Genomic DNA, 24,451 nt, shown 5'->3' on the forward strand with positions numbered 1-24,451 from the left:
CAGCGCGCGGAGACGCCCTCAGGCGGCACTGACCTCGATCAGGGTGTTCCACGGGTCCTCGAACCGCAGCGTCGCGCCGTCGTGACGACCGCGCAGGCCGGCGCTGCGCAGACGATCGCCGAGGGCGGTGACCTCGTCCGCCGTGGGCAGCTCGATACTCACCCGGCCCAGCCCCAGCGAGGCGGCGCGCGGGCCGGCGCCGGCCGAGTTCCAGGTGTTCATCCCGATGTGGTGGTGGTAGCCGCCGGCCGCGACGAACAGCGCCTGACTGCCGAACGTGGCCATCACGTCGAACCCGAGCGTGTCCACGTAGAACTCCCGCGCAGTCGCGATGTCGCCGACCTGGAGGTGCACATGCCCCACCATGGCATCGGGCGCAGCGCCCGGTGGCGGGGCGGCGGAGGTCAGGTGCTCGCGCAGGAAGGTGTTCGGTTCCAGCGGCAGGCTTGCCATCCGGACGCCGCCGCCCGGGGTGCGCGCCCACCGCTCGCGCGGGCGGTCGAGGTAGAGCTCGACGCCGTTGCCCTCGGGATCGTCGAAGTAGAAGGCCTCGGAGACGAGGTGGTCGGCCGCGCCGGTGAAGCTCGCCGGAGCGAAACGCGCCACACCGGCCAGCGCTCGCGCCAGGGCCGGGCCGCTGTCGAACAGGATGGCGGTGTGGAACAGCCCGGCGTCGCCCCGGGAGAAACCGGGAAGGTCCCGCTCGGCCCGCAGGCGCACGATCGGTGTGGATCCGCGGCCGAGCACCGCGGCAGGACCGGTGTGCTCGAGCACGTCCAGACCGATCCCGGTGGCGTAGTACGCGATCATCGCGTCCAGGTCGCGGACCAGCAGCTCCACCACGCCCATGGCGGTGTCCTGCGCGAGTCGATCGGCCATTCCTGCTCCTTCATAGTTTATACTTCAACTATCTCACATCGCCCACTCCGCGACAACCCCCGCCGCACTCGCCCCGTGACCGGAGCGACACGGCTCCGTCACTCTGCGGCAGCATGGCTCCGCACTCCACGCATCCGTGTCTGTCCGGTCAGCCCACCTGATAGTTCACGTTCCCCTGTATTATTTTCCCATGGCGACCCTCACCCACACCGACGCCGTCGCCCGGCTGGGCCACGCGCTCTCCGACCGCACCCGCACGCAGATCCTGCTCGCGCTGCGGGAGGCCCCCGCCTGCCCCTCCGACCTGGCCACCGCGATCGGGGTCTCCCGGCAGGTGATGTCCAACCAGCTCACCTGCCTGCGCGGCTGCGGCCTGGTGGACTCCGCCCGGGAGGGCCGGCGCACGTGGTATCGCCTGGCCGATCCGTCACTCCGCTCCGCCCTGGGCGGGCTCCTCGACCTCACCCTCGCGGTCGATCCGGACTGCTGCGGCCCGGAGTGCGCCTGCTTATGACCTCCCTGCCTCTCGGGCCCCGCCCCCTCAGGCCCCGCCCCCTCGACCCCGCCCGCCGGGCCACGCTGCACCGTCGCATCCGCTGGATCGTGACCGCCACGATCGTCTACAACATCATCGAGGCGGTCATCGCGATCACCGCAGGCCGGATCGCCTCCTCCGCCGCGCTGGTGGGATTCGGCCTCGACTCCACGATCGAGGTCCTCTCCGCCGCCGCCGTGGCCTGGCAGTTCCGCGCCCCGGACCCCCGCAGCCGGGAGAAGATCGCCCTGCGTCTCATCGCCTTCTCCTTCTTCGGCCTGGCGCTGTTCGTGAGCGTCGATGCGATCCGCACCCTGCTCGGCGCGGCCGAGCCGGAGCACTCGGGCGTCGGGATCGCGCTGGCCGCCGTGAGTCTGGCGATCATGCCGGTGCTGTCCTGGCTCGAACGCCGCACCGGCCGCGAGCTCGGCTCCCCCTCCGCCGTCGCCGACTCCAAGCAGACGCTGCTGTGCACCTACCTCTCGGCCGTGCTGCTGATCGGTCTGCTGCTCAACTCCCTGCTCGGCTGGACCTGGGCCGATCCTCTCGCTGCCCTGGTCATCGCAGGCCTCGCGGCGAAGGAGGGGGTCAGCGCCTGGCGTGGCGATGCCTGCTGCCACGTTCCCGCGAGCGCCCTGGCCGAGGACGAGCCGTGCTGCACCGACGACTGCTGCACCCAGTAGCCCGCCCCGGCATCCGGCAGACTGGTCCGCGATGACTCTCGACGCAGACCTCGCCGTCCTCGGCCTCGGCGCTGCCGGCAGCTCCGCCCTCTGGCGCAGCGCCACCCGCGGCGCCGACGTGATCGGCTTCGAGCAGCACACCCCCGGCCATGCCCACGGCTCCTCCCACGGGCACAGTCGGCTGTTCCGCACCGCCTTGGTGGAGGGGCCCCAGTACGTCGCGCTCGCCCGGCACGCCCAGCGTCTCTGGCGCGAGCTCGAACGGGCCGACGGCACCGAGCTGCTCACCCTCTGCGGCGGACTGTTCCTCGGCCCGGCCGACGGCCGGATCCTGCCGCCCATCCTGGAGACCATCGCCGCCCACGACCTGCCGCACGAGACCCTCACCACCGCACAGGTCCGCTCCGCCTACCCCCAGCACGCCATCGAGGAGGACACCGTCGGGGTGCTCGACCCGGGCACCGGGGTGCTGCGCGCGGAGGCGGGCATCCGCGCGGCGGTGCGGGCCGCCGTCGGGCAGGGCGCCCGGGTGCGCACCGGCGAGCAGGTGCTGGCCGTGACCCCGGGCGAGCGCGGGGTCGAGGTGCGCAGCACCGGACCCGAGGGCGAACGCACGTGGCGGTTCGGCCGGGTGATCATGGCCACCGGTGCCTGGACGGCCGGGCTGCTGCCCGAGCTCACCGTCCCGATGCGGGTGCGGCGCACCTTGCTCACCTGGTTCCGGGCGCCCGAGCCCGAGCAGTTCGGGCCCGAGCGGTTCGGGGTGTTCCTGCACGAGGCCGACGGCTACCTCGCCTGGGGCGCCCCCGCCCTGGAAGGGCACGGGGTGAAGGTGGGCCTGCACGATCTGCCGGCCCCCGCCGTCGCCGATCCGAGCCACAACCCGCTCGAGGTGGACCCGGCCGAATGGGCGGAGGTGGCCCGCTGGGTCTCGCGCCGGCTGCCCGGCCTGGACGCCACCGACGTGCGCGCCGAGGGGTGCATGTACACCCACACCCCGGACGAGGCCTTCAGCATCGGCACCCCGCGCGCCTACCCCGGCGTCGTGCTCGCCGCCGCCTGCTCCGGGCACGGTTTCAAGCACGCGACGGCGGTGGGCGACGCGGCCGCAGCCCTCGCCCTGGACGAGGAGCCGGCGGTCGACCTCACGCCCTTCTCCCCCGATCGCTTCGGCTGACTCAGAGCACGACGGCGGCCCCCGGCTCGATCCGCAGCCTCACCTCGTGCCCGGGTTCGGGCGTGTGCTCTCCCGCCACGGCGGTCACCTCGCCCCAGCCGGGGACCTGCACCCGGGCGGTGGTCCGGCCGCGGGCGAAACCGGTGGCCACGACGCGGCCGGCCGGGCCGCCCCCGGCCGGATCCACCACGAGCGCCCCCGGGCCGAGGCCCAGGGTGCGTCCCTCGTGCTCGACCACCACGAAGCCCAGGAAGCCCGCGACGGCGGCGTCGGCCGGGGCCGCCCACAGCTCGGCCGGGGTGCCCGCCTGGACGAGGCGCCCCTCGCGCATCACGGCGACCCGGTCGGCCACGGCGAAGGCTTCGTCGTGGTCGTGGGTGACGTACATGGCCGTCGTCGAGGTCTCGGTGAGGATCCGTCGCAGCTCCCCGGACAGGCTCTCGCGCAGCTCGCGGTCGAGTGCCGAGAGCGGCTCGTCCAGCAGCAACAGCGCCGGACGCGGCGCCAGCGCCCGGGCCAGCGCGACCCGCTGCTGCTCCCCGCCGGAGAGCGAGGCCACCGCGCGGTCGCCGAAACCGCTCAGCCCCACCAGAGCCAGCAGCTCGGCCACCCGCGCGGCCCGCTCCGCCCGCGCGATCCCCGCCATCCGCAGCCCGAAGTCCACATTGCCCGCGACGTCGCGGTGCGGGAACAGCTGCCCGTCCTGGAACATCAACCCGAATCCGCGCCGGTGCACCGGGGTGCCGCTCACGTCGGCTCCGTCCCAGCGCACCTCGCCGGTGGTCAGCGGCTCCAGCCCGGCCACCGCCCGTAGCAGCGAGGACTTGCCGCACCCGGACGGCCCGAGCACCGCGACCACCTGGCCGGCCGGCACATGCAGGTCGACGCCGGCGACCGCCGTCGTGGCTCCGTAGGTGACCGTGGCCGCGCGCACGCTCAGCCCGCCCGGGCCCTCGCCCACCCCTCGCTCAGAACTCACCCGATCGCTCCCCTCGCAGTCGTTCCGCCAACCCCATCACCGAGGCGGTCAGCAGCGCCAGCACCACCGACGCCGCGAGCGCCATCCCGTAGTTTTCCGCACCGGGCCGGCCGATCAGGCGGAAGATCACCACCGGCAGGGTGGGCCGGTCCGGGCGGGACAGGAACGCCGTCGCCCCGAACTCCCCGAGCGAGACCGCGAAGGCGAACCCGATCGCCAAGCCCACCGAGCGCACCAGGAACGGCACCTCGACGGCGGCCAGCACCCGGGCCGGCGAGGCGCCGAGCATCGCGGCCACCTCCCGCAGCCGCGGGTCGATCGCCCGCAGCACCGGCAGCACGGTGCGCACCACCAGCGGCATCGCCACGATCGCCTGCGCGATCGGGATGAGGACCGGGGAGGAGCGCAGGTCCAGCGGCGGCGCGTCCAGGGTGATGAGGAACCCGAACCCGACGGTCACTGCGGACACTCCCAGGGGGAGCATGACGAGGGAATCCATCCACCCGATCGCCCGGCGGGCGGCCGGGCGCCGGGGGCGGCGGGAGAGCACCAGGGCCACGAGCACCCCCATCACCACGGCCAGCACCGTGGCGTCGACGGCGATGCGCAGCGAGTTGGCCGTCGCCTCCCACACGGTGACCGTGAGGGCGTTGTCACCACCGGTACTGCCCAGCGCCACGTAGTTGCCCAGGCCCCAGCCCGACGGCGTGCGCAGCGACCTGATCAGCAGGGTCGCCAGGGGCAGCAGCACCAGCACACCCACCACGACGGCGGTCACGGCCGTCGCCGGCAGGTCCGGCCCCGGCCGGCGGTGCTGCCACAGCCGCAGCGGGGCCGGGGTGGTCGTGACCGGCTGCAACCGCAGGGCCCGTTCGCGGCGGGTGCGGGTGCGGGCGAACAGCGCCAGCGAACCGGCCACCACGATCAGCTGCATCACCGAGAGCACAGCGGCGGCGCGCAGGTCCAGGAACTGGGTGGTCTGGATCCAGATCTCGGTCTCGATGGTGCCGAACTGGATGCCCCCGAGCACCAGCACGACGCCGAAGGCGGTGGCGCAGAACAGGAACACCACCGATGCCGCCGAGGCGATCGCCGGTGTCAGGGCCGGCAGGGTCACGCTGAGGAAGGCCCGGGCCGGCGAGGCACCCAGGGCGCGGGCGGCCTGCTCGGTGCGCGGATCGAGTCGCTCCCACATGCCGCCGACGGTGCGCACCACCACCGCGTAGTTGAAGAAGACCAGCGCCAGGATGATCGCCGTGAACGTGCCGTCGAGGCCGAGGAAGCCGAGGGGGCCCGAGTCGGCGAGCAGCGTGCGGAAGGCCACGCCCACGACGACGGTGGGCAGCACGAACGGGACCGTCACCACCGCGCGCACGAGCCGCTGACCCCGGAAGGTGCAGCGATAGAGCACGTAGGCCGCGGGGATGCCGAGCAGAACCGATCCCGCGGTCCCGAGCAGCGCCTGGGTGAGGGTGAGGCGGACGATGCGCCAGGTCCGGGGACGGGAGAAGACCTCCGCGAACCCGCCCAGGTCGAGCCCGCCGCCGGTGACGAAGCCGCGGGTGATCAGCGAGACGACCGGGTAGGCGAAGAAGACGCCCAGGAAGGCCAGCGGGAGGCCGGCGGCCAGGCCCCAGATCCACCAGCGCGCAACCCTCACCCGATGACCGCTGCCGTCCACGCCTCGATCCACTCGTCACGGTGGGCGTCGATCTCCTCGGGAGCGACCTCGTGCGGATCCTCGGCCAGGGGCGCGAACTGCGTCCAGGCCTCGGGCAGCTCCACCTGGTCATCGACGGGATAGACGTACATCTGCTCCGGGATGTCGGCCTGCACCGGCTCCGAGAGCAGGAAGTCGATGAACGCCTGCCCGCCCTCGGGGTTGGCGGCACCGGCGATGACCCCGGCGTACTCGACCTGCCGGAAGCAGGTCTCGAGCAGCGCACCGGTGGGCGCCTCGCCCTCGGCGGTGTCCTCGCTCACCTCGAACGCCGGCGAGGTCGAGTAGGACAGCACGATCGGGCGGTCACCTTCCCCGGTGGAGCCGGAGAAGTCCACCGAGTAGGCATCCGACCAGCCGTCGACCACCTTCAGACCGTTGTCGGCCAGCTCCTCCCAGTACTCGAGCCAGCCCTCCTCGCCGAACGCCCCGACGGTGGCGAGCAGGAAGGCCAGGCCGGGGGAGGACGTCGCCGGGTTGGTGACCACCAGCAGATCGGCGTACTGCTCCTCGAGCAGGTCCTCGAAGTTCTCCGGCTCGGGGATGCCCGCCTCGGCGAACCAGTCGTGGTCGACGTTGAGGCAGACGTCGCCGATGTCGATGGGGGTCAGCGCCTCGGAGCCCTCGACCAGGTACTGCTCGGCGCTCGCCGGCAGCGCCGGCGAGGTGTGGTCAGCGAAGACCTCGGATCCGATCGCACGGCCGGCGAAGGAGTTGTCCACGCCGTAGGCGACGTCCCCGAGCGGGGAGTCGGCGGTGAGGATCAGCTGGTTGACGAGCGCGCCGCCGTCACCGGGGGCACTGAGCTCGACGGTGTAGCCGCTCTCGGCCTCGAAGTCGGCGAGGAGCTCGTCGGAGAGGCTGAAGGAGTCATGGGTGACCACCTGCACCACGCCACCCGCCTGGGCTCCCTCCTCCGACTCCGTCTCGGATCCGCCGGCGCCGATCACCGAGCAGCCCGTCAGTGCGGCGATCCCCGTGACGGTGGCCAGCGCCCTGAGCGCGGTGGTCGTCGGTGTCGCGGCACGCCGGCCGATGCGGTCGTTCATGTGTCCTCCTCGGATCAAAGGAGGGGTGAGAGAGATGCTCGACTTCCTTCGCCGGTGCTAACCGGAGCAGGTTCGAGGGTCTGCGGTGATCCGCACTCTCAGCGCCACGCGGCGCTCCCCTGTCGTGGCGCTCACGCTACACCGCTGGACGGGCCCGGCCGCGACGGCGGGGATAGGGTGACACAGAGCACCCGATCTCAGGAGACGAAGATGAACGTCCAGAAGCTGGTCACCACGGCCGCTGCCGTCGCCGCCGGGCTGGCCGCGAACAAGTTGCTCGGCGCCTCGTGGAAGAAGATCACCGGCCACGAGCCCCCCGACAACAACCCCGAGGCCGACGAGATCAGCATCGGTGAGCTCGTCGTCTTCGCGGCTGTCAGCGGCGCGCTGATCGCGTTCGCCCGGACTTTCGCCGCACGCGGCACCGCGAAGTGGCTGGGTTCGTCGCAGCTGTCCAAGGACTGAGGACTGCTCCGCTAGGAGTCCTCGCGTGATTGCGCCCGGTCCAGATCCTCGGTGAACTCGTCGGCCATGAGCAGATCCGACCTGATCTTCCCGGTCCGGTAGCCGGCTCGCGCCACCATGTGCGCGGCCACCGGCGCCGTGATGAGCTGGAAGACGACGACCAGGACCACCTTCCAGGTGACCTCGCTCGAGCCCAGACCGACGGCAAGGCCGGTCATCAGCAGGATGAGACCGAGTACCTGAGGCTTGGTGGCGGCGTGCATCCGCGAGAGAAGGTCGGGAAACCGGACGATGCCGATCGCGGCCACCAACGTCAGCGAGCATCCGCCGATCATGCAGATCGACGTGATCACCTGGGCGAGGGTCATGGCGCCCTCCGCTCATCTGCCTCGTCCTGGGCATCGGTGCCCCCGGTCAGCTGGGCACGCTCGCGGGCCTCGACCTCCGCGACCTCGGCAGGGGTGAGGATCCGCCGCTCGTCCTCCGGCTCGACGGCAGCGAAACGGGCCAGGGTCACCGACCCGACGAAGCCGACCAGCGCGAAGACCGTCAGCACCAGCACCACGTCCTCCCGGCCGTACCAGATCGCGACGAGCGAGAGACAGGCGACGAGCACGGCCACCAGGACGTCCAGGGCGATCACCCGGTCGAGCATGCTCGGCCCTCGCTCCACCCGGATCACCACCAGCACCGCGGCCACGGTGAGCAGCACGCCACAGATCCCCACCACGATCGGGCTCATCGGTTCGCCTCCTTCGTCGCCGAGCGCTTCCAGGGCCGCGGCGCGATCCCGGCAATAGCGATATCGGCATCGGTCGCCAGCGCATGCATCACCCGGCGCTCCTGGGAGAGGACGCTGGCGCGGGCCCTCTCCAGCGCGCCCGGCTGCGACACGTCCAGCACGTGCAGGTAGAGCATTCCGGTCAGGCGGTGCGCCTCCACGACCAGGGTGCCCGGGACGAGAGAGGTCAGCTCCGCGGTCAGGGTGAGGACCAGATCGGACTCCGAACGCAGTTGCACCCGGATCACGGCCCCGCGCGGGTTCTGTCGCACCCGCAGCACCCGCACGGCCACCGCGATCGACGCGCGCACGATGTCAGCGAGCAGGCGCACGAGCAGAGCCACCGTCCCGATCACTGACCATCGGCCTGCGAAACCGACCTTCGGCATCGGGAAGATCACCAACAACAGCGCGCTGACGACCAGGCCGGAGAGCACGTTCGCCGGTGTCACACCGCCCCACAGCAGCACCCAGACGATCGTCATCCAGACGGCCATCGGCCACTGGCTGAGCCTCTCCCACTTCCCGGACGCGCTCATCGCTCGCCCCCACTGCCCGACGTGGCACCTTCAGCGGCATCGGAGTCCTGGGAGTCAGAGGACTCCCCCTCACCGCGGTCCCCGGTCACCAGCACGGCATCGATGTAGAGGGTCCGGGCGCGTAGGTCGCGTGCCGCCGCGTCGGTGTAGGCGTACAGCGGGCCGCCGACGAAGGCCAGCAGCACGCCCACCGACACCAGGGCAGCCGCCGGGCCGACCATGGCGCGCGGAGAGGTCGTCACCGGCAGCTCCTGCGGGGCCTCCTGCCAGAACGCCTTGTTCCAGGCCTTCACCACGGCGTAGAGCGTGAGCAACGAAGTACAGAGCCCGACGACGACCCCCGCCACCGCCAGCGCGCTGCCATCGGCGAGGCCCGCCTGGAGGAGACCGGCCTTGCCGAGGAAGCCGGACATCGGCGGGATGCCGGCAAGGTTCATCGACGCGACGAAGAAGAGGATGCCGAGCACCGGCGCAACCTTCGCGAGGGATCCGAGGCGCTCCAGGGAGGTGCTCCCGCCGCGGCGCTCGATCAGGCCCGCGATGAGGAACAAGGCGGTCTGGACGGTGATGTGGTGCGCGACGTAGAAGATCGCGGCGGACAACCCTGGCCCGCTGGCCAGTGAGATCCCGAAGATCATGTAGCCGATGTGGCTGACCAGCGTGAACGAGAGCAGGCGTTTGATGTCGTCCTGCGCCACGGCGCCGGCGATGCCCACCACCATCGTCAGCACCGCGGCCACCATCAGCACCTGGTCGAGGGCACCATCGACGAACAGGAGGGTCTGGGTGCGGATGATGGCGTAGACCCCGACCTTGGTGAGCAGGCCGGCGAACACCGCGGTCACCGGCGCGGGAGCGGTCGGGTAGGAGTCGGGCAGCCAGGCCGAGAGCGGGAAGAGCGCGGCCTTGATCGCGAACGCCACCACCAGCATGATCTGCAGGACCGTCTGGAGCCCGGGGTCGACGTCCCGGAGCCGCTCGGAGAGCTGGGCGAGGTTGAGGGTACCCACCGCGGCGTAGATCAACGCGATGGCGACGAGGAAGATGATCGAGGACAGCAGCGAGACGACGACGTAGATCGCACCGGCGCGAATCCGCTCGGCCGTCCCCCCGAGGGTGAGCAGCACGAAGCTGGCCGCGAGCAGCACCTCGAAGCCGACGTAAAGATTGAACAGGTCACCGGAGAGGAAGGCCGTGGCCACACCGGCCGCCAGCACCAGGTAGGTGGGGTGATAGATCGCCACAGGGGCGCCGCGCTGCCCATCCGCGAGGCCCTGGGCGAGGGAGTACGCCAGCACGCCGAGCAGTACGACCGCCGAGACGACGAGCATCAGCGCCGAGAGCCGGTCTGCCACCAAGCCGATCCCGACCGGCACCGCCCATCCGCCGACGTTCATGACCTGCGGGCCTTGGGTGTGGGTGACGAAGATCAGCGCCACCGAGACCACCAGCACCGCCGTGATCGCGCTGACGGAGATGATGCCCTGGGCGCGGTTGTGCCGGGCGACCGCCAGGGCGAGCCCGGCCGCGACCATCGGGATCACGACCGGCAGTGCGACGAGCCAGCTCATGGGCGCTCACCTCGATCGGTGCCCGCCGGACCGCCGTCGTCGGAGCGACCGGGCCCGCCCAGTCCGCCGGAGCCGGAGGTGTCCCGCTGCTCCTCGGTCTCGTCGCGAGCCTCGGCCGCCTCGGTGGCGAGGTCGGTCCCGACGTCGTCAGCGCGCGAGTCGAGCTCGGCGCGTGCCGCTCGCTGGGCCACGCGCCGGTCCTCCAGGTCGTCCTGGACCTCGTCGTGCCCGTGCAGCTGCCAGGACCGGTAGGCCATGGCGAGCACGAACGCCGTCAGGGCGAGGTTGATCACGATGGCGGTCAGCACCATGAACTGCGTCAGCGGGTCGCTCATGCGCTCGGGCTCGGTGGTACCGATCAGGGGCGGTCCACCGGCGGCGCCACCGGCGATGAGGAACAGCACGTTGACGCCGTTGCTGATCAGCGTCACGCCGATGACCACGCGGGAGAGGCTGCGTTCGAGCACCAGGTACACACCGGTGCCCACCAGTACCCCGACCACGACGACAAGCGCGAGGGAGGGAGTCATGTCGATGCTCACGCACGGCCTCCTTCGCTCGGGACGGGATCGGCGTCGTCGGTGGTGGCGCGGGGCGAGTCGTGTGCGATGTCCGGCTGGACGGCCCCGGAGGCCTCACCCTGACGGTCGATCTCGGATCCGAGGGATCGCAGCACATCCAGCATCAGGCCCACCACCAGCAGGAAGACGCCGATGTCGAAGAACAGGGAGGTCACCAGATGCAGTTCGCCGAGGATCCCCAGATCGAGGTCGATCGCCACCGACTGCAGGACCGTGCCGCCGAAGAACAGCGGAACGGCCCCCACCCCGGCGGACAGGAACAGTCCCGACCCCAGCAGCAGCCCGGGCAGGATCGGGGCGGCCTCGCCGAGCTCGTACCGGCCCCCGGCGAGGTAGCGCACCGTGAGCGCGACGCCGACGACCAGACCGGCCACGAAGCCGCCACCGGGGGCGTTGTGACCGGAGAGCAGGAGGAAGACCGCGAAGAGCAGCATGGTGTGGAAGAGCAACCGGGTCGCCACCTCGAGGATGACCGACCGGCGGGCGAGTGGGATCGCGGCCCCCGCAGGCAGCCAGGTGCGCGAGCGCTGCCCGGGGTCACCGTTCACGCGAGCGGTGGGCAGGCTCGGACGGCGGTCACGGATGCGATCCACCTGGCCGGAGCGGGCACGGACGAAGACCAGCGAGGCCACACCGGTGGCAGCGGCGAGCAGCACGGCGATCTCGCCCATGGTGTCCCACGCGCGGGTGTCGACCAGGGCGACATTGACGATGTTGCGTCCGTAGCCGTACTCGTACACCTCGTCCGGGAACAGCACGGAGACCGGATCCACCGTGCGAACGTTCGGGATGATGAGCGCCAGCGCCATCGTCATGATCGCTACACCCGCGGCGAGTACCGCGCGCCACCAGCGGCTGCGTTTGAGGGGCCGGTTGGAGAAGTAGGCGGGCAGACGTCGCAGCACCAGGATGAACACCACCAGCGCGATCGTCTCCACCAGCGCCTGCGTCAGCGCCAGGTCCGGCGCCCCGTGCAGCGCGAACAAGACCACCACCCCGTACCCGGTGATCCCCATCAGCACGACGGCCTTGAGGCGGCGCCGGGCGCGAGCGGTCAGGATCGCACCGAGCACGATGACCCCGGCCAGCAAGGCCTGGGCGGGAACGTCGAACGCTCGGACCGGGCCGATACCGGCGCCGGACCCGATCAGCGCGATCGAGACGGCACCGACAGTGACAAGCAGGATCGTGCCCAGGTAGACCGGTAGGGAACCACGCTGAGTGTAGGAGGTGACGGCCACGGCGCCCCGGTCCAGGCGACGCATCATGGTCCGGTAGAGCCGGTCGGAGTCGGGAGCCAGGGACACGGCCCCCTGGAGTCGCTCCACCGGGTGGCGCGCCGCGAACAGGCCGGCACCGGCGGCGATCACGACAATCGTGAGCAGCAGCGCCGGCCCGATCCCTCCCCAGAGCGTGAGGTGCCCCGGCTCCCCGGCCGGGTAGGTGCCGGCGTAGCGCTCGAACAGCCGCTCCCCGAGGCCGGGCACCAACCCGGTGGCGAGCCCCAGGACGGCCAGCACCACGCCGGGCACGAACAGTCCGGGCGCCTCGCGGTCGAGCCTGGTCTCCTCCACCCCGGGCTTGCGCGCGAAGGCGCCCCACAGGAAACGCATGCCGTAGGCGAAGGTCAGGACGGACCCGGCCACGACGACGGCGAGCACGGCGATCTCGTGCGCTCCGACGTCGTGGGTGAGTGCTTCGAGCACGGCCTCCTTGCCGACGTAGCCGGCGAACGGCGGCAACCCGACCATCGAGAAGGTGGCGAGGAAACCGGGCACGGCCGCCCAGCGCAGGTTGCGACCGAGGCCGGAGAGGTGGCGCAGGTCGCGCGTGCCGGCGGCGGCGTCGATGACACCGACGGTGAGGAACAGGGCGGCCTTGAACATCGCGTGCGCGCCGATGAGGGCCAGGCCGGCGAGTGCGACCGCCTGGTGGGGCTGCCCGACGAGCAGGATGAGGAAGCCGAGCTGGCTGACCGTGCCGAAGGCGAGCAGCAGCTTGAGGTCGTGCTGCTTGAGGGAGCGGTAGCCGCCGATGAGCATCGTGACCGAGCCGCTGACCAGGATGATCCAGCGCCAGGCGTCCAGCTCGGCGAACCCGGGGGCCAGGCGCGCGACGAGATAGACGCCGGCCTTGACCATGGCGGCGGCGTGCAGGTACGCGCTGACCGGGGTGGGGGCAGCCATCGCGCCGGGCAGCCAGAAGTGGAACGGCACCAGCGCGGACTTGCTCAGTGCCCCGACGAGGATGCACACGATCGCCACGGCGACGGCGGTGCCCGCGGGAGGCGCGCCGACGAGCTCGGACAGGGAGAACGAGCCGCCGGGCACGGCCCCGAGCACGAGGAAGCCGGCGAGCATCGCCAGACCCCCGAAGGTCGTCACCACGATCGCCTGCATCCCGGCGCGGCGGGAGCCCTTGCGGGTGAAGTAGTGCCCGATGAGGAGGTAGGAGAAGACCGTGGTCAGCTCCCAGAAGGTGTACAGCGCCAGGGTGTTGTCGGTGGTCACCAGGCCCAGCATCGAACCGGCGAAGGCGAGAAAGATCCCGGAGAAACGCCCCAGGAACTTCGCCCCGGAGGCGAAGTACCAGGCGCAGTAGACCAGCGCCAGGGCGCCGATGCCGCCGACGAGCAACACCATCAGCCAGGCCAGGCCGTCGAGCCGGAACGTCAGGTGCATGTTCAGCGAGCCCACCCACGCCACGCTCTGCAGCGGTACCTCACCGGCGAGCACATCGCCGAGGCGGATCAGCGCCCAGATCGCCGCGGACCCGGGCACCAGCGCCAGCGGTAGGAAGGCCCGCCGGCCGAAGCGGGAGACCAACGCCGGGGCAGCGAGAGCCGCCACGAGGTGCAGGGCGATCAGCTGCAGCACGTCGGCTCCCGGTCAGTCGGCGTGGTCAGGGCGGGTGGTGCTCGGGTGTGCGGTTGTGAAGGTGTTGGACACGTGGGTATTCGGGTGCGCGGCATCGCCGGCCCGAACGCCGGAGTGGACAACGCGGTTCCAGTATCTTATCAACTGTGGCCGGGCGACCCGCCCGGGCCGGTCACAGCCGCACGAGGAACTGGTCGTCGTCGGTGACCTCACCGTCGGTGGCGGCCTGCAGCGCACGTGCTCCCGCCTCGATCCGAGCACGAGCGTCCTCACGCTGGTCCAGTACCACCTGTCCCACCCTGCCCTGCTGCAGTGCCACCGGATCGGCCGGGTACCACCGCAGCGCGTACGTCAGGGTCCCGCCGGCGGCCCAGTCCAGGCCGGCGAGCACCAGCGGGACCGCCGCCTCGGCCTCCACCGAGACGCCGATGGATCCGCCGTCGGGATAGTGGTAGACGGCGCCGTAGGCCTCGGTGACCTGCGGCTGGGCGAGGGTGTGGGCATCGAAGGCGTCCGCCTCGGCGTGCAGCCACGCCCGCTCGGCCTCGTCCAGCTCCCGCACGCCGTCGACCCCTGCTCGCCGAACGCTGAGTTGTTCGGCGTTCGAGGCGCGATCCGCCGAGGAACTCGGCGTTCGTGGCCGGTCGGGTTCGGCGAGGAGGCGCACCCCTGGCAGGGCGGGAGTCAGCACGTGCACCAGCGCGTCCGGGTGCAACCACACCGGCGCGTGCACGACCAGGTCCACCCCCGCCGTCGGGCCGGGCTCGAGCACGTATCCGGTGGAGGTGCGCACCACGCCGGCCAGGCGGCGGCCCATCGCGCACAGCACGTCGACGGCGGCCCGCTCCATCCCCTCCACGCTCCCCTGCGCGAATGCCGCCAGCAGGCCGCCGACGGCCTGCAGCTCCTCCGGCACGGGTCCGCCGCGCTCGGCCGGGCAGGTCAGGAGATAGGCGTGCTCGGCCCAGACCGGCAACGCCAGCTCGGACCGGTCGGCGGCCGTGAGCAGGAACGGTCCGGCGAGGTAGGTCTCCTCCTCGAGCTCGAGCACCTCGCGGGTGACCCAGTGCGCCTGCGGGTAGCGCGAGAGGGCGAGCGCCTCCACCTCCTCGGCCGTGACGTCGTCGGGAAGGGCCAGCACGTGACGGCTGAGGGCCGCGGGGAGGTCGAGCGGTGCTGCGCCCGGGTCGGCAGCGCCGGTCATGGCGACCTAGCCCTCCACCCGGGTGCGATGGAAGCCCTGGTGGGAGCGGGACGCCGTCGGGCCCCGTTGGCCCTGATAGCGCGAGCCCTGCGCACCGGAGCCGTAGGGGTGCTCGGCCGGGCTGGTGAGTCGGAAGTAGCAGAGCTGGCCGATCTTCATCCCCGGCCACAAGGTGATCGGCAGGGTGGCCACGTTCGACAGCTCCAGCGTGACGTGCCCGGAGAAGCCGGGGTCGATGAACCCCGCGGTGGAGTGGGTGAGCAGGCCGAGCCGGCCGAGGCTGGACTTGCCCTCCAGGCGCGCGGCGATGTCGTCGGGCAGGGTGATGAGCTCGTAGGTGGAGCCGAGCACGAACTCGCCGGGATGCAGCACGAAGGGCTCGTCCGGGTCGACCTCCACCAGGCGGGTCAGATCCGGCTGGTCGGCCGCCGGGTCGATCACCGGGTACTTGTGGTTGTCGAAGAGCCGGAAGTAGCGGTCCAGCCGGACGTCCACGCTGGAGGGCTGGATCATGGCGGCGTCGAACGGGTCCAGGCCCACGCGGCCGGAGGTCAGCTCGGCCCGGATGTCGCGGTCGGAGAGCAGCACGCTGGCCACGGTAGCCGAGACGAGCCACCGGTGTGCCCCGCCATCCACGAGATTGGGTATGCTGGTCCGACGCAGCAGCCCAAGGGGGCCGCTCGTGCGGGTGTAGTTCAATGGTAGAACTTCAGCTTCCCAAGCTGATAGCGCGGGTTCGATTCCCGTCACCCGCTCCCGTTGGAGATGGCCGCCTCGACCTCGTCGAGGCGGCCATCTCCGCGTGCAGGGTCTATCCGGCGGCATTCACCAGCCACCGGATGCCGAACGGGTCGATCAGCATCCCGAACACGTCGCCCCATGGGGCGGGCACGAACGGCTCCACCACGGTGCCCCCGGCACTGAGCCCGTCGAAGTAGCCACGCATCTCCTCGACGTCGTCGCCGCTGAGGGAGATGTGCACGTTGGTGCCCACCTGGTACTCCATCTGGGCGGGGACGTCGGCGGCCATCAGCGTCATGCCGCCGGGGGTCTGCAGCATCGAGTGCATCACCTGCTCGGACTCGGCCGGATCCTCGTTCATGCCGAACTCCCCGAACGTGCTGACGGTGGGGGTGCCGCCGAGGACGGAGGCGTAGAACTCCATCGCCTCGCGCGCCTGGCCGCGGAAGTTGAGATACGGGTTGAGTACGGTCATCACAGGGCCTTCCTCCTGGGGATGGCCTCTGATCGTCCCACCGCCCGCCGGTTCGCGCGGCGGAACCGGCCCACCGACAGAGAAGGCACCGATGCCCCGCACCCTCGCTCCCGGCCAGCGTTGCCGGATCCACACCCTCGACGTCGCCACCGGAAGCACGCGGCTCGTGCACGAGTCCAGCGACGTCCTCTACGAGGCGCCGAACTGGAGCGGCACCGACCTGATCGTCAACGGCGACGGGTTGCTCTTCCGCCTACCCGCCGACGGGTCGGGCGAGCCCCGACCAATCGACCTCCCCGGCCTGCCGCCGCTGAACAACGACCACCTGCTCGACCCCGACGGCGTGCACGTAGTCCTCTCCGCCGACGACGGTCACGTCTACCGCGCCCCGCTGGCCGGTGGCGAGGCCGTGCGGATCACCGCCGATGACGGCATGCTGCATTTCCTGCACGGCGTCAGCCCCGACGGCGCGACGCTCGCCTATGTCGGAGTGGTCACCGAGCCCGGCGGCAGCTGGCGGGCACCGAACCTGTTCACGATTCCCGCCGCGGGCGGGGCGAGCAACCAGCTCACCGACGACGACCACCCCGACGACGGGGCCGAGTTCTCCCCGGACGGCACCTGGCTCTACTTCAACACCGAGCGCCCGATCGACGGTCCGGCGCGTGCGGCCGGGCATGCCCAGCTCGCGCGGATGCGGCCCGATGGTTCGGCCGCGGAGCAGCTCACCCACGACGAGCGGGTGAACTGGTTCCCCCACCCCTCCCCCGACGGCGCCCGGCTGGCCTATGTCTCCTTCCCACCCGGGACCGTGGGGCACCCGGCCGACCGGGACGTCATCCTGCGCACGTGCGGGCCGCGCGGGGAGGATGTGCGCGACCTGGTCCGGCTCATCGGCGGGCAGGGGACGATGAATGTGCCGAGCTGGTCGGCCGACAGCCGGCGGATCGCGTTCGTGGACTACCCGGTCTGAGCCCTTGTGGTGTGGATCCGGTGCACCACGTGAACCGGATCCACACCACAAACGAGCGGCGACCCGCGGACCCCGCCGAACGTCTACTGCGAACGCTTGTCCGTCGGCAGCCGGCGCCGCTGCCAGGAGCCGAGGATGTGCTCGCGCATGGCTGCGCGGGCACCCTCGCGATCACCGGCGTCGATCGCATCCACGACGGCTTGGTGCTCGGCGAGGGTCAGTTCGAACGCACGCGTCGGATCCTGCCCCAGATAGCGGTCGCTGTGCACGGCGTGCAGGATCAGCGCCCGGGCGATGTTGGCGGCCAGGGCGTTGTCGGCGAGATCCATGACGGCGAGGTGGAACTCCACGTCCGCCTCTCGGAACACGCTGGACTCATCGACCGCACCCGCCATGCGGTCCATGCGCTCGCGGAGCACCAGGCGGGCACGGTCGTCCACCGACGCGGCAGCGTCGCCGGCCATCTCCGCCTCGAGCGCACCACGCACCACGCTGAGATCGTCCAGGATCCCGAGCGTGCGGTCGTTCTCGATCATCGTGGAGAGGACGAGCGGGTCGAGCACGTTCCAGCTGGTGATCGGTTGAACGTGCGTGCCGCGCCCCTGGGCGACGGTGATCATGCCCTTCTCCTGCAGCCGCTTCATCGTCTCGCGGATCACCGTCCGGCTGACCCCGAATTCGCTGGTGAGCTCGGCCTCGGTCGGCAGCACCTGCCCCGCGGCGTACTCCCCCGTGACGATCGCCTGGACGAACTCCCGGAGCACCGTGGCACCGATGCGCTCGATGGGACGTCTGGCTCGCGCGGGCGCCGTCGGCTCTGAGTGGGGCATGGGGCCAATCTATTGATCGGATGCGCGCACGCACAGCCGGACACGCCAAACAGCAGACATATGATGTATGGTGTTCGGAACGATCTCACCTCGAGGATGATATGAAGATCACCGGCTATCGCACCCTGAGTACGACCCACCACTGGGGAAGGCCCGTTGGCGACGTCAACGGCTACATCGCCTCCGGCGTGACCGACGTGCCACTCGTGATCCTCGAGACCGACGAAGGTGTCGAGGGCGTCGCGACCGGGTCCCACCACGATCTCGACCGGCTCTTCCCGGCGCTCGAGGGCAAGGACCCGCGCGCAGTCACCACGCTGTACGACGCGATGCTCGCCCGGGTGTTCAAGTCCTCGCACGGCGGGGCGACGTTCGGGGGCATCGGAACCCTGGACACCGCGCTGTGGGATCTCAAGGCCAAGCTGGCCGGCGAGCCGTTGTGGCGTCTGCTGGGGGGCGGAGACCGATTCGTGCATGGCTACGCCTCCGGCCTGGACGCCGCCCTCACCGACGACGAGCTCGTCACCCTCTACGTCGCGTTCGCCGAGCGCGGCTACACCGCTGCCAAGCTGAAGGGCGGGCGCTGCCTCGCCGACGATCTGCGTCGCTTCGCATTGGTCACCGAGACGCTCGGCGCCACGGGCACCACGCCCGCCCTCATGCTCGATGCCAACGAGTCCTGGAACGTCAAGCAGGCGGTGCGGTACGTGAGCGCGCTCGAGGAGCACGTCGACCTCACCTGGGTGGAGGAGCCGCTGCGCCGGTGGGACACCGCGGGACACGCCCGGCTGAGCCCGGCCATCAAGGCCGCCGTGGCCACTGGGGAGAACCTCACCGGGCTCGAGTGGTATCGCCCCCTGCTCGACGGCGGAGGCGCCGATATCGTTCAGGCCGGTGCGATCTGGGGGATCACCCACATGCTGCGGGTGGCGATGGCCGCTCACAGCCGCGACCTGCCGTTCAGCCCCGTGGGCCTGACGGCCAACTTCGCCGTCGCAGCCGTCGCAGCCGCCGTCCCGAACCATCTCTCGTCCGAGGTGCAGGATCTCGGGGTACCGCTCGGCCTGACCGTGGACCAGCAGCTGATCGATGGCGGCATCGTGCTCGGCGAGCTGCCCGGCGCCGGCGTCGCGGTCGACGAGACGGCGATCCGCGCGGCGCGCACGGCCGAGGGATGGCAGGAGCCGGCCGGGCCGCACATGCGTCCGCATCGCAGCGGCCTGCGCATGGTCGAATCCGGCGGCTGGGGGAAATGATGCAGATCCGCCCTGGCCTGCACCGGATCGTGGCCCCGCTCGGCGAGCGGTTCGTCGCCTTCTACCTGCTCACCGGCACCCGTGGCACGCTCCTGCTCGACACGGGGGTGGAGGAGTCGGTCTCGGGCACGCTCAAGCCCTACCTGGGTGAGATCGGCCTGGACCCGGCCGAGATCCGCTGGGCCATCAGCTCACACTGCGACTTCGACCACACCGGCGGCAACGGCGCCCTGCGCGATCTGGCCCCGCACGTCCAGCTGCTCGCGGGCCACGACGACGTGCCCATGACCGAGGATCTCGAGCTGCTCATCCGTGGCCGCTACGGCGAGTTCGCCGACGCCGACGGTTTCGACGACCCACCCGAGGCCACCGCCGAGATCCGCCGCAGCACTCGTCTCGTCCCGGTGGACCGGGCGCTGGCGGGCGGTGAGCTGATCGACCTCGGCGACCGCCGGATCGAGGTGCTGCACGCACCCGGCCACTCCCCCGGCCACCTGGCGCTCTGGGACGCGAGCAACCGCGCCCTGCTCATCTCCGACGCCGTCCTCGGTGAGAGCGTTCTGACAGCCGACGGTGAGCCGATCTTCCCACCCACCTACCGCGACGCCGTCGCCTACACCGACACGATCGAACGCCTTCGCAGCTACGACGCCGATCTCCTGCTGACCGCGCACTACCCGGTGTACGAGGGGGCGGAGGTCGCCGGGTTCCTGGACCGCTCGGCTGCCTACGTCAGACGCATCGACGAGGTGATCGCCGGTGAATTGCGCGGCGGTGAGGAACTGACCTCGCTCGAGCTCATCCGTCGATGTGCACCTCAGCTGGGCACCTGGTCCGATGCGGCCGCGGAGTACCTGATCTTCCCGATGACCGGCAACCTGGAGCGACTCACGGCCGCCGGCACCGTGCGCGAGGGCACCCGGGCGGGCCGCCGGACCTGGCAGTGGATCGCATGAGGGTGCGTCTGGGAGCGATCGGCGCCGGCTGGTGGGCCACGAGCAACCACTTCCCGATCTTCGCCGCGCGCGAGGACGTCGAGCTGGTGGGGGTCTGCGGCAAGGGCCCGAGCCTGACCCGCGCGCAGGAGGAGTTCGGCTTCGGGTTCGCCACCGAGGATGCCGACGAGCTCCTCGCTGCGGACATCGACGCCGTGGTCATCTCCACCCCGCACGATCTGCACCACCGGTTCGCAGCGGCGGCGCTCGATCGCGGCCTGCACGTGCTGTGCGAGAAGCCGATGACGCTCGACGCTGCCCAGGCGTGGGATCTGGCCGCCCACGCCGAGCGCTCCGGCACCGTGTTCCTGGTGCCCTACGGCTGGAACTACAAACCGTTCACCGCAGCAGCGAAGCGCATCCTCGATGACGGTGGAGTCGGGGAGATCCAGTACGTGCTGTGCCACATGGCCTCGCCCACCCGTGGCCTGTTCGGCTCCGACCCCACGCACATGCTGCAGCGATGGAGCTCGCAGACGGCACCCGACCCCAGCACATGGGCCGATCCGGCTCACGGCGGCGGCTACGCGCACGGCCAGATCACCCACTCCTCGGCACTGCTGTCCTGGCTCACGGGCCTGCGCGCCACCACGGTGGCGGGCCGGGTGAGTGGCCCGGAGGCCGCCGTCGACCTGTTCGACGCCGCGGTGGTGCAGTTCGAGGGCGGCGCGCTGGGCACCGTCTCGGGGGCCGCCACCCTGGCCGACGGCGACAGGTACCAGCTCGACATCCGACTGTTCGGCACCGAGGGCGTGCTGATGATCGACGTGGAGCGCGAGCGGGTCGCCCTCAGCCGCTACGACGGCCGTCGCGAGGACGTCGACATCAGCCCGGGTGAGGGCGACTACGAGTGCCTCGTGCCGCCCGCGCGCTTCATCGACCTGATCACCGGCGCCAGCACCGAGAACAACTCCGACGCCCGGGTGGCCGCTCGATCGGTCGAGCTGATCGAGGCGCTGCTGCGCTCAGCCGCCGCCGGCGGCGTCGAGACGCCTGTCCACCGAGACTCCCGGAGGAACACATGACCGACGCCGGACCCCGCGGAGTCCTCGACGGCTACCGCGTCATCGACTGCTCCATCGCCATGGCCGGGCCGTTCGCCGCGCAGCGCCTCGGCGACCTCGGCGCCGATGTCGTCAAGGTGGAGCCGACCTCTGGCGAGTGGCAGCGGGCCGCGGCTGCCGGGGGCGCGACGGGCAACGAGATCAACGTGTCCTTCCTGAGCCTGAACCGGAACAAGCGGTCCCTGGCGATCGATCTGAAGTCCGAGGACGGGCGCCAGATCGTGCACGAGCTCGTCGCCGGCGCCGACGTCTTCCTGCAGAACTACCGCCCCGGCGTGGCCGCCCGGCTCGGCCTCGACTACGACACCCTGGCCGCGATCAACCCGGCCCTGGTCTACGTGTCCATCTCCGGCTACGGCGAGGACGGGCCCTACCGGGACCGCCCGGGCCAGGACCTCATCCTGCAGGCCATGAGCGGGGCGATGCTCTCCGCCGGGCGCGACGGCGAGCCGCCCGCGCCGGCCGGGCAGTACCTGGCCGATGCCGTCACCGCCTCGACCGCGTTCGAGGGCGTGCTCGCCGCGCTGCTGCACCGCGAACGCACGGGCGAGGGCCAGCTGGTCACCGTCAACATGCTCGACGCCCTCACCACGCTGCAGATGCAGGAGCTGAGCGTGTACACCGTCGGAGGAGTGCCCCAGCAGCGGGGCACCGAGCCCCACGCGCACGTCTACATCCGAGCGCCGTACGGGATCTTCGAGACGGCGGACGGATTCCTGGCGCTCGCGTTCGCGGACCTCGACGCGCTCGGGGCGGTGCTGGCGGAGCCGCGACTGGCGGGGCTCGACGCCGAGACCCACGGCTGGACCCACCGGGACGAGCTGCACGCGATCGTCGCGGCGCACCTGCGCCGGCAGAACACCCAGCACTGGCTGGACGTGCTGCTTCCCGCCGGGATGTGGGTGGGGCCGGTGTACGGCTACGAGCAGCTGGTGCAGGACCCGCAGATCCAGCACAACCAGACGTTCGTCGAGTACGACCATCCGACCGAGGGCCGGGTGAAGACCCCCGGCTTCCCCTACCGGATGACGAAGACGCCCCCGCGGATCGATCGGGGTGCGCCACGGGTCGGCGAGCACACGCGGGAGATCCTGAACGAGCTCGGCGTCGATCCTGATCGCACCGAACGCCTCGTCGGTGACGGCGTGGTGGCCGAGCCCGTCAGCGCCCCGGTATGACCGACTACGTCGGGCTCACCTGGGACCATCCACGCGGCCGGAACGCTCTGGAGGCGGCCGCCGCTCGGAGGTCCGGACCGGGCAGCTCGACCGGACTGGGCGGTGGCGACACGCTGCGCTGGGAGGCTCAGCCGCTGGAGGGGTTCGAGTCCGCCTCGATCACCGATCTCGCCGCGCGCTACGACGTGCTCGTGCTCGACCACCCGCACCTCGGCGACGCCCTGGCCGCGGACTGCCTGCATCCGATCGACACGCTCCTGTCGACCGAGCAGGTGCGCCGCCTGGAGCAGGGCGCCGTGGGAGCCAGCGTGCGCTCCTACCTGCTCGGCTCGCACCTGTGGGCCCTCCCGCTCGACGCCGCCACGCAGGTGAGCGCGCGACGCCCGCACGCGCTCGCCGAGCCACCCGCGACGTGGCAGGAGGCGGTCGGGCTCGCCGGCGGCGGACGGCTCGCGATGAGCCTGGCCGGTCCGCACGCCTTCCTGACCCTGTGCTCGATCACCGTCTCCCTCGGCGGCGAGATCTCACCCTCCTCCTTCGACCGCACGGCGGCCGGGCAGGCGCTGGAGATCCTGACGGCCCTGTCCGCGAACGTGCCGGCCGGGAGCGAGCGGCTGAACCCGATCGGGCTGCTGGAGCGGATGCGCACCATGGGCGACATCGACTACATCCCGCTCGTCTACGGCTACGTCACCTACGCCGCCGACCTCGCGTTCGGACCACCGCCCCGGGGTAGGTGCATCGGGTCCACGATCGGCGGCACCGGAATCGCCCTGACCCGGCGTAGCACTCCCTCGCCCGCGCTGGTGGAGCACCTGAGCTGGCTCCTCGCCGAGGAGACCCAGCGCACCTTCATCCCCGCCCATGACGGTCAGCCCAGCGCCCGCGCCTCCTGGGCCGACCCGGAGGTCGATGCCGCCGCCCACGGGTTCTACTCGGCCACCCGCCAGACGATGGAGGCGGCGTGGGTCCGGCCACGGTTCGCCGGCTACGTCCCCGTCCAGAGTGAGTCCGCACGGATCGTCCGCTCCGCCGTCCTCGATGGGCGGCCTGCCGGCCACGCTCTCGACGAGCTGCAGGAACTGTTCACCGACCGACCGGAGACCTCATGACCCTCACGTCCGGCACCGAGCTCATCGCGGTCGACGTCCATGACCACGTCGCCACGATCCGGCTGAACCGGCCCGCCAAGCTCAACGCCGTCACCCAGGAGATGAGCGCCGACCTGGTCCGGATCATCCACACGATCAACGAGGACCCTGCGATCCGGGCGCTCGTCTACACCGGTACCGGCCGCGCCTTCTGCGCCGGTAGCGACATCACCACCCTGGACGAGTACGCCACGCCGTGGCAGTTCCGCAACCGCCACGACTACTGCGACGCGCTGCGCGCGTGCCGCAAGCCGATCATCGCCGCCGTCAACGGCTACGCCTTCGGCGGCGGCCTCGAGGCCGCACTCACCTGCGACATCCGCATCGCGGCTGAGTCCGCGACCTTCGCCGCGCCCGAGGTCACGCTCGGATGGATCGGCGGCGGGGGCATGTCGCCGCTGCTCGCCGCCTCGGTAGGTCCGGGCAACGCGGCGCTGATGCTGATGACCGGCGACCGGATCGACGCCTCCCAGGCGCTCGCGTGGGGCATGGTCAGCCAGGTGCTGCCCGCCGACCGGCTGCTGGAGCGCGCCCAGGAACTCGCCGCGATGATCGCCGCTCGCCCCCCGATCGCCGTCGAGACGGCGAAGGCGAACCTGCGGGCGGCGCAGAACATGCCGCTCGATCAGGCCATCGGCTATGAGCGCGAGCTGCAGGCGATCACCTTCGCCACCGACGACGCCAGGGAGGGCCGTGCGGCGTTCGCCGAGAAGCGCACCGGCGTCTTCCACGGCCGCTGACACGAGGAG

The 24,451-nt window shown here is 71.3% G+C and carries 25 protein-coding genes, 1 tRNA gene and 1 riboswitch; of the genes, 12 read left to right on the forward strand and 14 right to left on the reverse strand.

Translation table 11 applies throughout. From position 1 onward, the window contains the following. Positions 1 to 18 precede the first annotated feature (18 nt). Positions 19 to 879, reverse strand: a complete 861-nt coding sequence (locus LQF12_RS14890) for a VOC family protein (protein WP_231053684.1) — start codon at positions 877 to 879, stop codon at positions 19 to 21. 190 nt (positions 880 to 1,069) lie between these two features. Here LQF12_RS14890 and LQF12_RS14895 point away from each other — a divergent pair, with 190 nt between their 5' ends. From LQF12_RS14895 to solA, 3 genes are read left to right on the forward strand one after another with little or no spacing between them, the layout of a single operon-like run. Beyond that, a complete protein-coding gene (locus LQF12_RS14895) occupies positions 1,070 to 1,393 on the forward strand; it encodes an ArsR/SmtB family transcription factor (RefSeq protein WP_231053685.1) in 324 nt (107 codons plus the stop codon). Beyond that, positions 1,390 to 2,097 carry a cation diffusion facilitator family transporter gene (locus LQF12_RS14900; RefSeq protein WP_231053686.1) on the forward strand — a complete coding sequence of 236 codons (708 nt, stop codon included), beginning with the start codon at positions 1,390 to 1,392 and terminating at the stop codon, positions 2,095 to 2,097. The genes LQF12_RS14895 and LQF12_RS14900 overlap by 4 nt, the downstream gene beginning before the upstream one ends. 31 nt (positions 2,098 to 2,128) lie before the next feature. Then, positions 2,129 to 3,274, forward strand: coding sequence for an N-methyl-L-tryptophan oxidase (gene solA / locus LQF12_RS14905; RefSeq protein WP_231053687.1), 1,146 nt, complete (start codon positions 2,129 to 2,131; stop codon positions 3,272 to 3,274). Between the two features lies 1 nt (position 3,275). Here the strand turns inward: solA and LQF12_RS14910 are convergent, their stop codons facing one another. Genes LQF12_RS14910 through LQF12_RS14920 form a run of 3 tightly spaced genes read right to left on the reverse strand, consistent with a single transcriptional unit; the run spans position 3,276 to position 7,022 of the window. After that, entirely contained in the window at positions 3,276 to 4,253 is a 978-nt protein-coding gene (locus LQF12_RS14910; protein ID WP_435531197.1) for an ABC transporter ATP-binding protein, read from the reverse strand. After that, positions 4,243 to 5,913: an ABC transporter permease gene (locus LQF12_RS14915; RefSeq protein WP_231053688.1), complete on the reverse strand. Its 1,671-nt coding sequence runs from the start codon at positions 5,911 to 5,913 to the stop codon at positions 4,243 to 4,245. The genes LQF12_RS14910 and LQF12_RS14915 overlap by 11 nt, the downstream gene beginning before the upstream one ends. Continuing rightward, positions 5,910 to 7,022, reverse strand: coding sequence for a thiamine ABC transporter substrate-binding protein (locus LQF12_RS14920; protein WP_231053689.1), 1,113 nt, complete (start codon positions 7,020 to 7,022; stop codon positions 5,910 to 5,912). The genes LQF12_RS14915 and LQF12_RS14920 overlap by 4 nt, the downstream gene beginning before the upstream one ends. A 26-nt stretch (positions 7,023 to 7,048) precedes the next feature. Continuing rightward, a riboswitch (TPP riboswitch) is annotated at positions 7,049 to 7,153 on the reverse strand. A 79-nt stretch (positions 7,154 to 7,232) separates the two neighbouring features. Between LQF12_RS14920 and LQF12_RS14925 the strand changes: the two genes are divergently transcribed. Continuing rightward, positions 7,233 to 7,487, forward strand: a complete 255-nt coding sequence (locus LQF12_RS14925) for a DUF4235 domain-containing protein (RefSeq protein WP_231053690.1) — start codon at positions 7,233 to 7,235, stop codon at positions 7,485 to 7,487. 11 nt (positions 7,488 to 7,498) lie between these two features. Here LQF12_RS14925 and mnhG read toward each other — a convergent pair whose 3' ends face one another. The 8 genes from mnhG to dcd all read right to left on the reverse strand — a co-directional run bounded on the left by mnhG (position 7,499) and on the right by dcd (position 15,627). Then, a complete protein-coding gene (gene mnhG / locus LQF12_RS14930) occupies positions 7,499 to 7,855 on the reverse strand; it encodes a monovalent cation/H(+) antiporter subunit G (protein WP_231053691.1) in 357 nt (118 codons plus the stop codon). After that, entirely contained in the window at positions 7,852 to 8,229 is a 378-nt protein-coding gene (locus LQF12_RS14935) for an MrpF/PhaF family protein (RefSeq protein WP_231053692.1), read from the reverse strand. The genes mnhG and LQF12_RS14935 overlap by 4 nt, the downstream gene beginning before the upstream one ends. Further along, entirely contained in the window at positions 8,226 to 8,807 is a 582-nt protein-coding gene (locus LQF12_RS14940) for a Na+/H+ antiporter subunit E (protein WP_231053693.1), read from the reverse strand. Before LQF12_RS14940 ends, LQF12_RS14935 begins: the two co-directional genes overlap by 4 nt. Continuing rightward, positions 8,804 to 10,378 (reverse strand): Na+/H+ antiporter subunit D, encoded by a 1,575-nt coding sequence (locus LQF12_RS14945; protein ID WP_231053694.1) that lies wholly within the window; start codon positions 10,376 to 10,378, stop codon positions 8,804 to 8,806. Before LQF12_RS14945 ends, LQF12_RS14940 begins: the two co-directional genes overlap by 4 nt. Beyond that, the gene (locus LQF12_RS14950) at positions 10,375 to 10,908 is read right to left on the reverse strand and encodes a Na(+)/H(+) antiporter subunit C (RefSeq protein WP_231055627.1); all 534 of its coding nucleotides are present in this window, start codon (positions 10,906 to 10,908) and stop codon (positions 10,375 to 10,377) included. The genes LQF12_RS14945 and LQF12_RS14950 overlap by 4 nt, the downstream gene beginning before the upstream one ends. An 8-nt stretch (positions 10,909 to 10,916) precedes the next feature. Continuing rightward, the gene (locus LQF12_RS14955; RefSeq protein ID WP_231053695.1) at positions 10,917 to 13,835 is read right to left on the reverse strand and encodes a Na+/H+ antiporter subunit A; all 2,919 of its coding nucleotides are present in this window, start codon (positions 13,833 to 13,835) and stop codon (positions 10,917 to 10,919) included. A gap of 172 nt (positions 13,836 to 14,007) precedes the next feature. Further along, positions 14,008 to 15,039 carry a hypothetical protein gene (locus LQF12_RS14960; RefSeq protein ID WP_231053696.1) on the reverse strand — a complete coding sequence of 344 codons (1,032 nt, stop codon included), beginning with the start codon at positions 15,037 to 15,039 and terminating at the stop codon, positions 14,008 to 14,010. A 6-nt stretch (positions 15,040 to 15,045) separates the two neighbouring features. Then, the gene (gene dcd / locus LQF12_RS14965) at positions 15,046 to 15,627 is read right to left on the reverse strand and encodes a dCTP deaminase (protein WP_231053697.1); all 582 of its coding nucleotides are present in this window, start codon (positions 15,625 to 15,627) and stop codon (positions 15,046 to 15,048) included. Positions 15,628 to 15,723: 96 nt separating this feature from the next. Between dcd and LQF12_RS14970 the strand changes: the two genes are divergently transcribed. Further along, a tRNA-Gly gene (locus LQF12_RS14970) sits at positions 15,724 to 15,794 on the forward strand. A gap of 56 nt (positions 15,795 to 15,850) precedes the next feature. Here the strand turns inward: LQF12_RS14970 and LQF12_RS14975 are convergent. Continuing rightward, positions 15,851 to 16,255: a VOC family protein gene (locus LQF12_RS14975; RefSeq protein WP_354004681.1), complete on the reverse strand. Its 405-nt coding sequence runs from the start codon at positions 16,253 to 16,255 to the stop codon at positions 15,851 to 15,853. Positions 16,256 to 16,346: 91 nt separating this feature from the next. On the opposite strand from LQF12_RS14975, the gene LQF12_RS14980 reads away from it, so the two are divergent. Then, positions 16,347 to 17,228 carry a TolB family protein gene (locus LQF12_RS14980; RefSeq protein WP_231053699.1) on the forward strand — a complete coding sequence of 294 codons (882 nt, stop codon included), beginning with the start codon at positions 16,347 to 16,349 and terminating at the stop codon, positions 17,226 to 17,228. Between the two features lie 83 nt (positions 17,229 to 17,311). On the opposite strand, the gene LQF12_RS14985 is transcribed toward LQF12_RS14980, so the two are convergent. After that, positions 17,312 to 18,058, reverse strand: coding sequence for a FadR/GntR family transcriptional regulator (locus LQF12_RS14985; RefSeq protein ID WP_231053700.1), 747 nt, complete (start codon positions 18,056 to 18,058; stop codon positions 17,312 to 17,314). A 101-nt stretch (positions 18,059 to 18,159) separates the two neighbouring features. On the opposite strand from LQF12_RS14985, the gene LQF12_RS14990 reads away from it, so the two are divergent. The 6 genes from LQF12_RS14990 to LQF12_RS15015 are packed head-to-tail and all read left to right on the forward strand — an operon-like array spanning position 18,160 to position 24,442. Beyond that, entirely contained in the window at positions 18,160 to 19,314 is a 1,155-nt protein-coding gene (locus tag LQF12_RS14990) for a mandelate racemase/muconate lactonizing enzyme family protein (RefSeq protein WP_231053701.1), read from the forward strand. Further along, entirely contained in the window at positions 19,311 to 20,270 is a 960-nt protein-coding gene (locus LQF12_RS14995; RefSeq protein WP_231053702.1) for an MBL fold metallo-hydrolase, read from the forward strand. The genes LQF12_RS14990 and LQF12_RS14995 overlap by 4 nt, the downstream gene beginning before the upstream one ends. Beyond that, positions 20,267 to 21,334, forward strand: a complete 1,068-nt coding sequence (locus tag LQF12_RS15000; protein WP_231053703.1) for a Gfo/Idh/MocA family protein — start codon at positions 20,267 to 20,269, stop codon at positions 21,332 to 21,334. The genes LQF12_RS14995 and LQF12_RS15000 overlap by 4 nt, the downstream gene beginning before the upstream one ends. Then, complete coding sequence (locus LQF12_RS15005; protein ID WP_231053704.1) at positions 21,331 to 22,551, forward strand: CaiB/BaiF CoA transferase family protein; 1,221 nt, start codon at positions 21,331 to 21,333, stop codon at positions 22,549 to 22,551. The genes LQF12_RS15000 and LQF12_RS15005 overlap by 4 nt, the downstream gene beginning before the upstream one ends. After that, complete coding sequence (locus tag LQF12_RS15010) at positions 22,548 to 23,663, forward strand: hypothetical protein (RefSeq protein ID WP_231053705.1); 1,116 nt, start codon at positions 22,548 to 22,550, stop codon at positions 23,661 to 23,663. The genes LQF12_RS15005 and LQF12_RS15010 overlap by 4 nt, the downstream gene beginning before the upstream one ends. Next, on the forward strand, positions 23,660 to 24,442 hold the full coding sequence (locus tag LQF12_RS15015; protein WP_231053706.1) for an enoyl-CoA hydratase/isomerase family protein: 783 nt from the start codon (positions 23,660 to 23,662) through the stop codon (positions 24,440 to 24,442). The genes LQF12_RS15010 and LQF12_RS15015 overlap by 4 nt, the downstream gene beginning before the upstream one ends. Positions 24,443 to 24,451: the final 9 nt, after the last annotated feature.

The sequence above is a fragment of the Ruania suaedae genome (assembly GCF_021049265.1).
GTDB classification, from domain to species: Bacteria; Actinomycetota; Actinomycetes; order Actinomycetales; family Beutenbergiaceae; genus Ruania; species Ruania suaedae.

Bases quoted from the DNA above. Each gene is read 5' to 3' on its own strand.
- LQF12_RS14960 (WP_231053696.1), bottom strand. From the start codon at position 15,039: ATGACCGGCGCTGCCGACCCGGGCGCAGCACCGCTCGACCTCCCCGCG.
- LQF12_RS14980 (WP_231053699.1), top strand. From the start codon at position 16,347: ATGCCCCGCACCCTCGCTCCCGGCCAGCGTTGCCGGATCCACACCCTC.
- LQF12_RS14925 (WP_231053690.1), top strand. From the start codon at position 7,233: ATGAACGTCCAGAAGCTGGTCACCACGGCCGCTGCCGTCGCCGCCGGG.
- LQF12_RS15000 (WP_231053703.1), top strand. From the start codon at position 20,267: ATGAGGGTGCGTCTGGGAGCGATCGGCGCCGGCTGGTGGGCCACGAGC.
- LQF12_RS15010 (WP_231053705.1), top strand. From the start codon at position 22,548: ATGACCGACTACGTCGGGCTCACCTGGGACCATCCACGCGGCCGGAAC.
- LQF12_RS14975 (WP_354004681.1), bottom strand. From the start codon at position 16,255: ATGACCGTACTCAACCCGTATCTCAACTTCCGCGGCCAGGCGCGCGAG.
- LQF12_RS14985 (WP_231053700.1), bottom strand. From the start codon at position 18,058: ATGCCCCACTCAGAGCCGACGGCGCCCGCGCGAGCCAGACGTCCCATC.
- LQF12_RS14935 (WP_231053692.1), bottom strand. From the start codon at position 8,229: ATGAGCCCGATCGTGGTGGGGATCTGTGGCGTGCTGCTCACCGTGGCC.
- LQF12_RS14990 (WP_231053701.1), top strand. From the start codon at position 18,160: ATGAAGATCACCGGCTATCGCACCCTGAGTACGACCCACCACTGGGGA.
- LQF12_RS14950 (WP_231055627.1), bottom strand. From the start codon at position 10,908: ATGACTCCCTCCCTCGCGCTTGTCGTCGTGGTCGGGGTACTGGTGGGC.
- LQF12_RS14995 (WP_231053702.1), top strand. From the start codon at position 19,311: ATGATGCAGATCCGCCCTGGCCTGCACCGGATCGTGGCCCCGCTCGGC.
- LQF12_RS14890 (WP_231053684.1), bottom strand. From the start codon at position 879: ATGGCCGATCGACTCGCGCAGGACACCGCCATGGGCGTGGTGGAGCTG.
- solA (WP_231053687.1), top strand. From the start codon at position 2,129: ATGACTCTCGACGCAGACCTCGCCGTCCTCGGCCTCGGCGCTGCCGGC.
- LQF12_RS14940 (WP_231053693.1), bottom strand. From the start codon at position 8,807: ATGAGCGCGTCCGGGAAGTGGGAGAGGCTCAGCCAGTGGCCGATGGCC.
- LQF12_RS14895 (WP_231053685.1), top strand. From the start codon at position 1,070: ATGGCGACCCTCACCCACACCGACGCCGTCGCCCGGCTGGGCCACGCG.
- mnhG (WP_231053691.1), bottom strand. From the start codon at position 7,855: ATGACCCTCGCCCAGGTGATCACGTCGATCTGCATGATCGGCGGATGC.
- LQF12_RS15005 (WP_231053704.1), top strand. From the start codon at position 21,331: ATGACCGACGCCGGACCCCGCGGAGTCCTCGACGGCTACCGCGTCATC.
- LQF12_RS15015 (WP_231053706.1), top strand. From the start codon at position 23,660: ATGACCCTCACGTCCGGCACCGAGCTCATCGCGGTCGACGTCCATGAC.
- LQF12_RS14920 (WP_231053689.1), bottom strand. From the start codon at position 7,022: ATGAACGACCGCATCGGCCGGCGTGCCGCGACACCGACGACCACCGCG.
- LQF12_RS14900 (WP_231053686.1), top strand. From the start codon at position 1,390: ATGACCTCCCTGCCTCTCGGGCCCCGCCCCCTCAGGCCCCGCCCCCTC.
- LQF12_RS14945 (WP_231053694.1), bottom strand. From the start codon at position 10,378: ATGAGCTGGCTCGTCGCACTGCCGGTCGTGATCCCGATGGTCGCGGCC.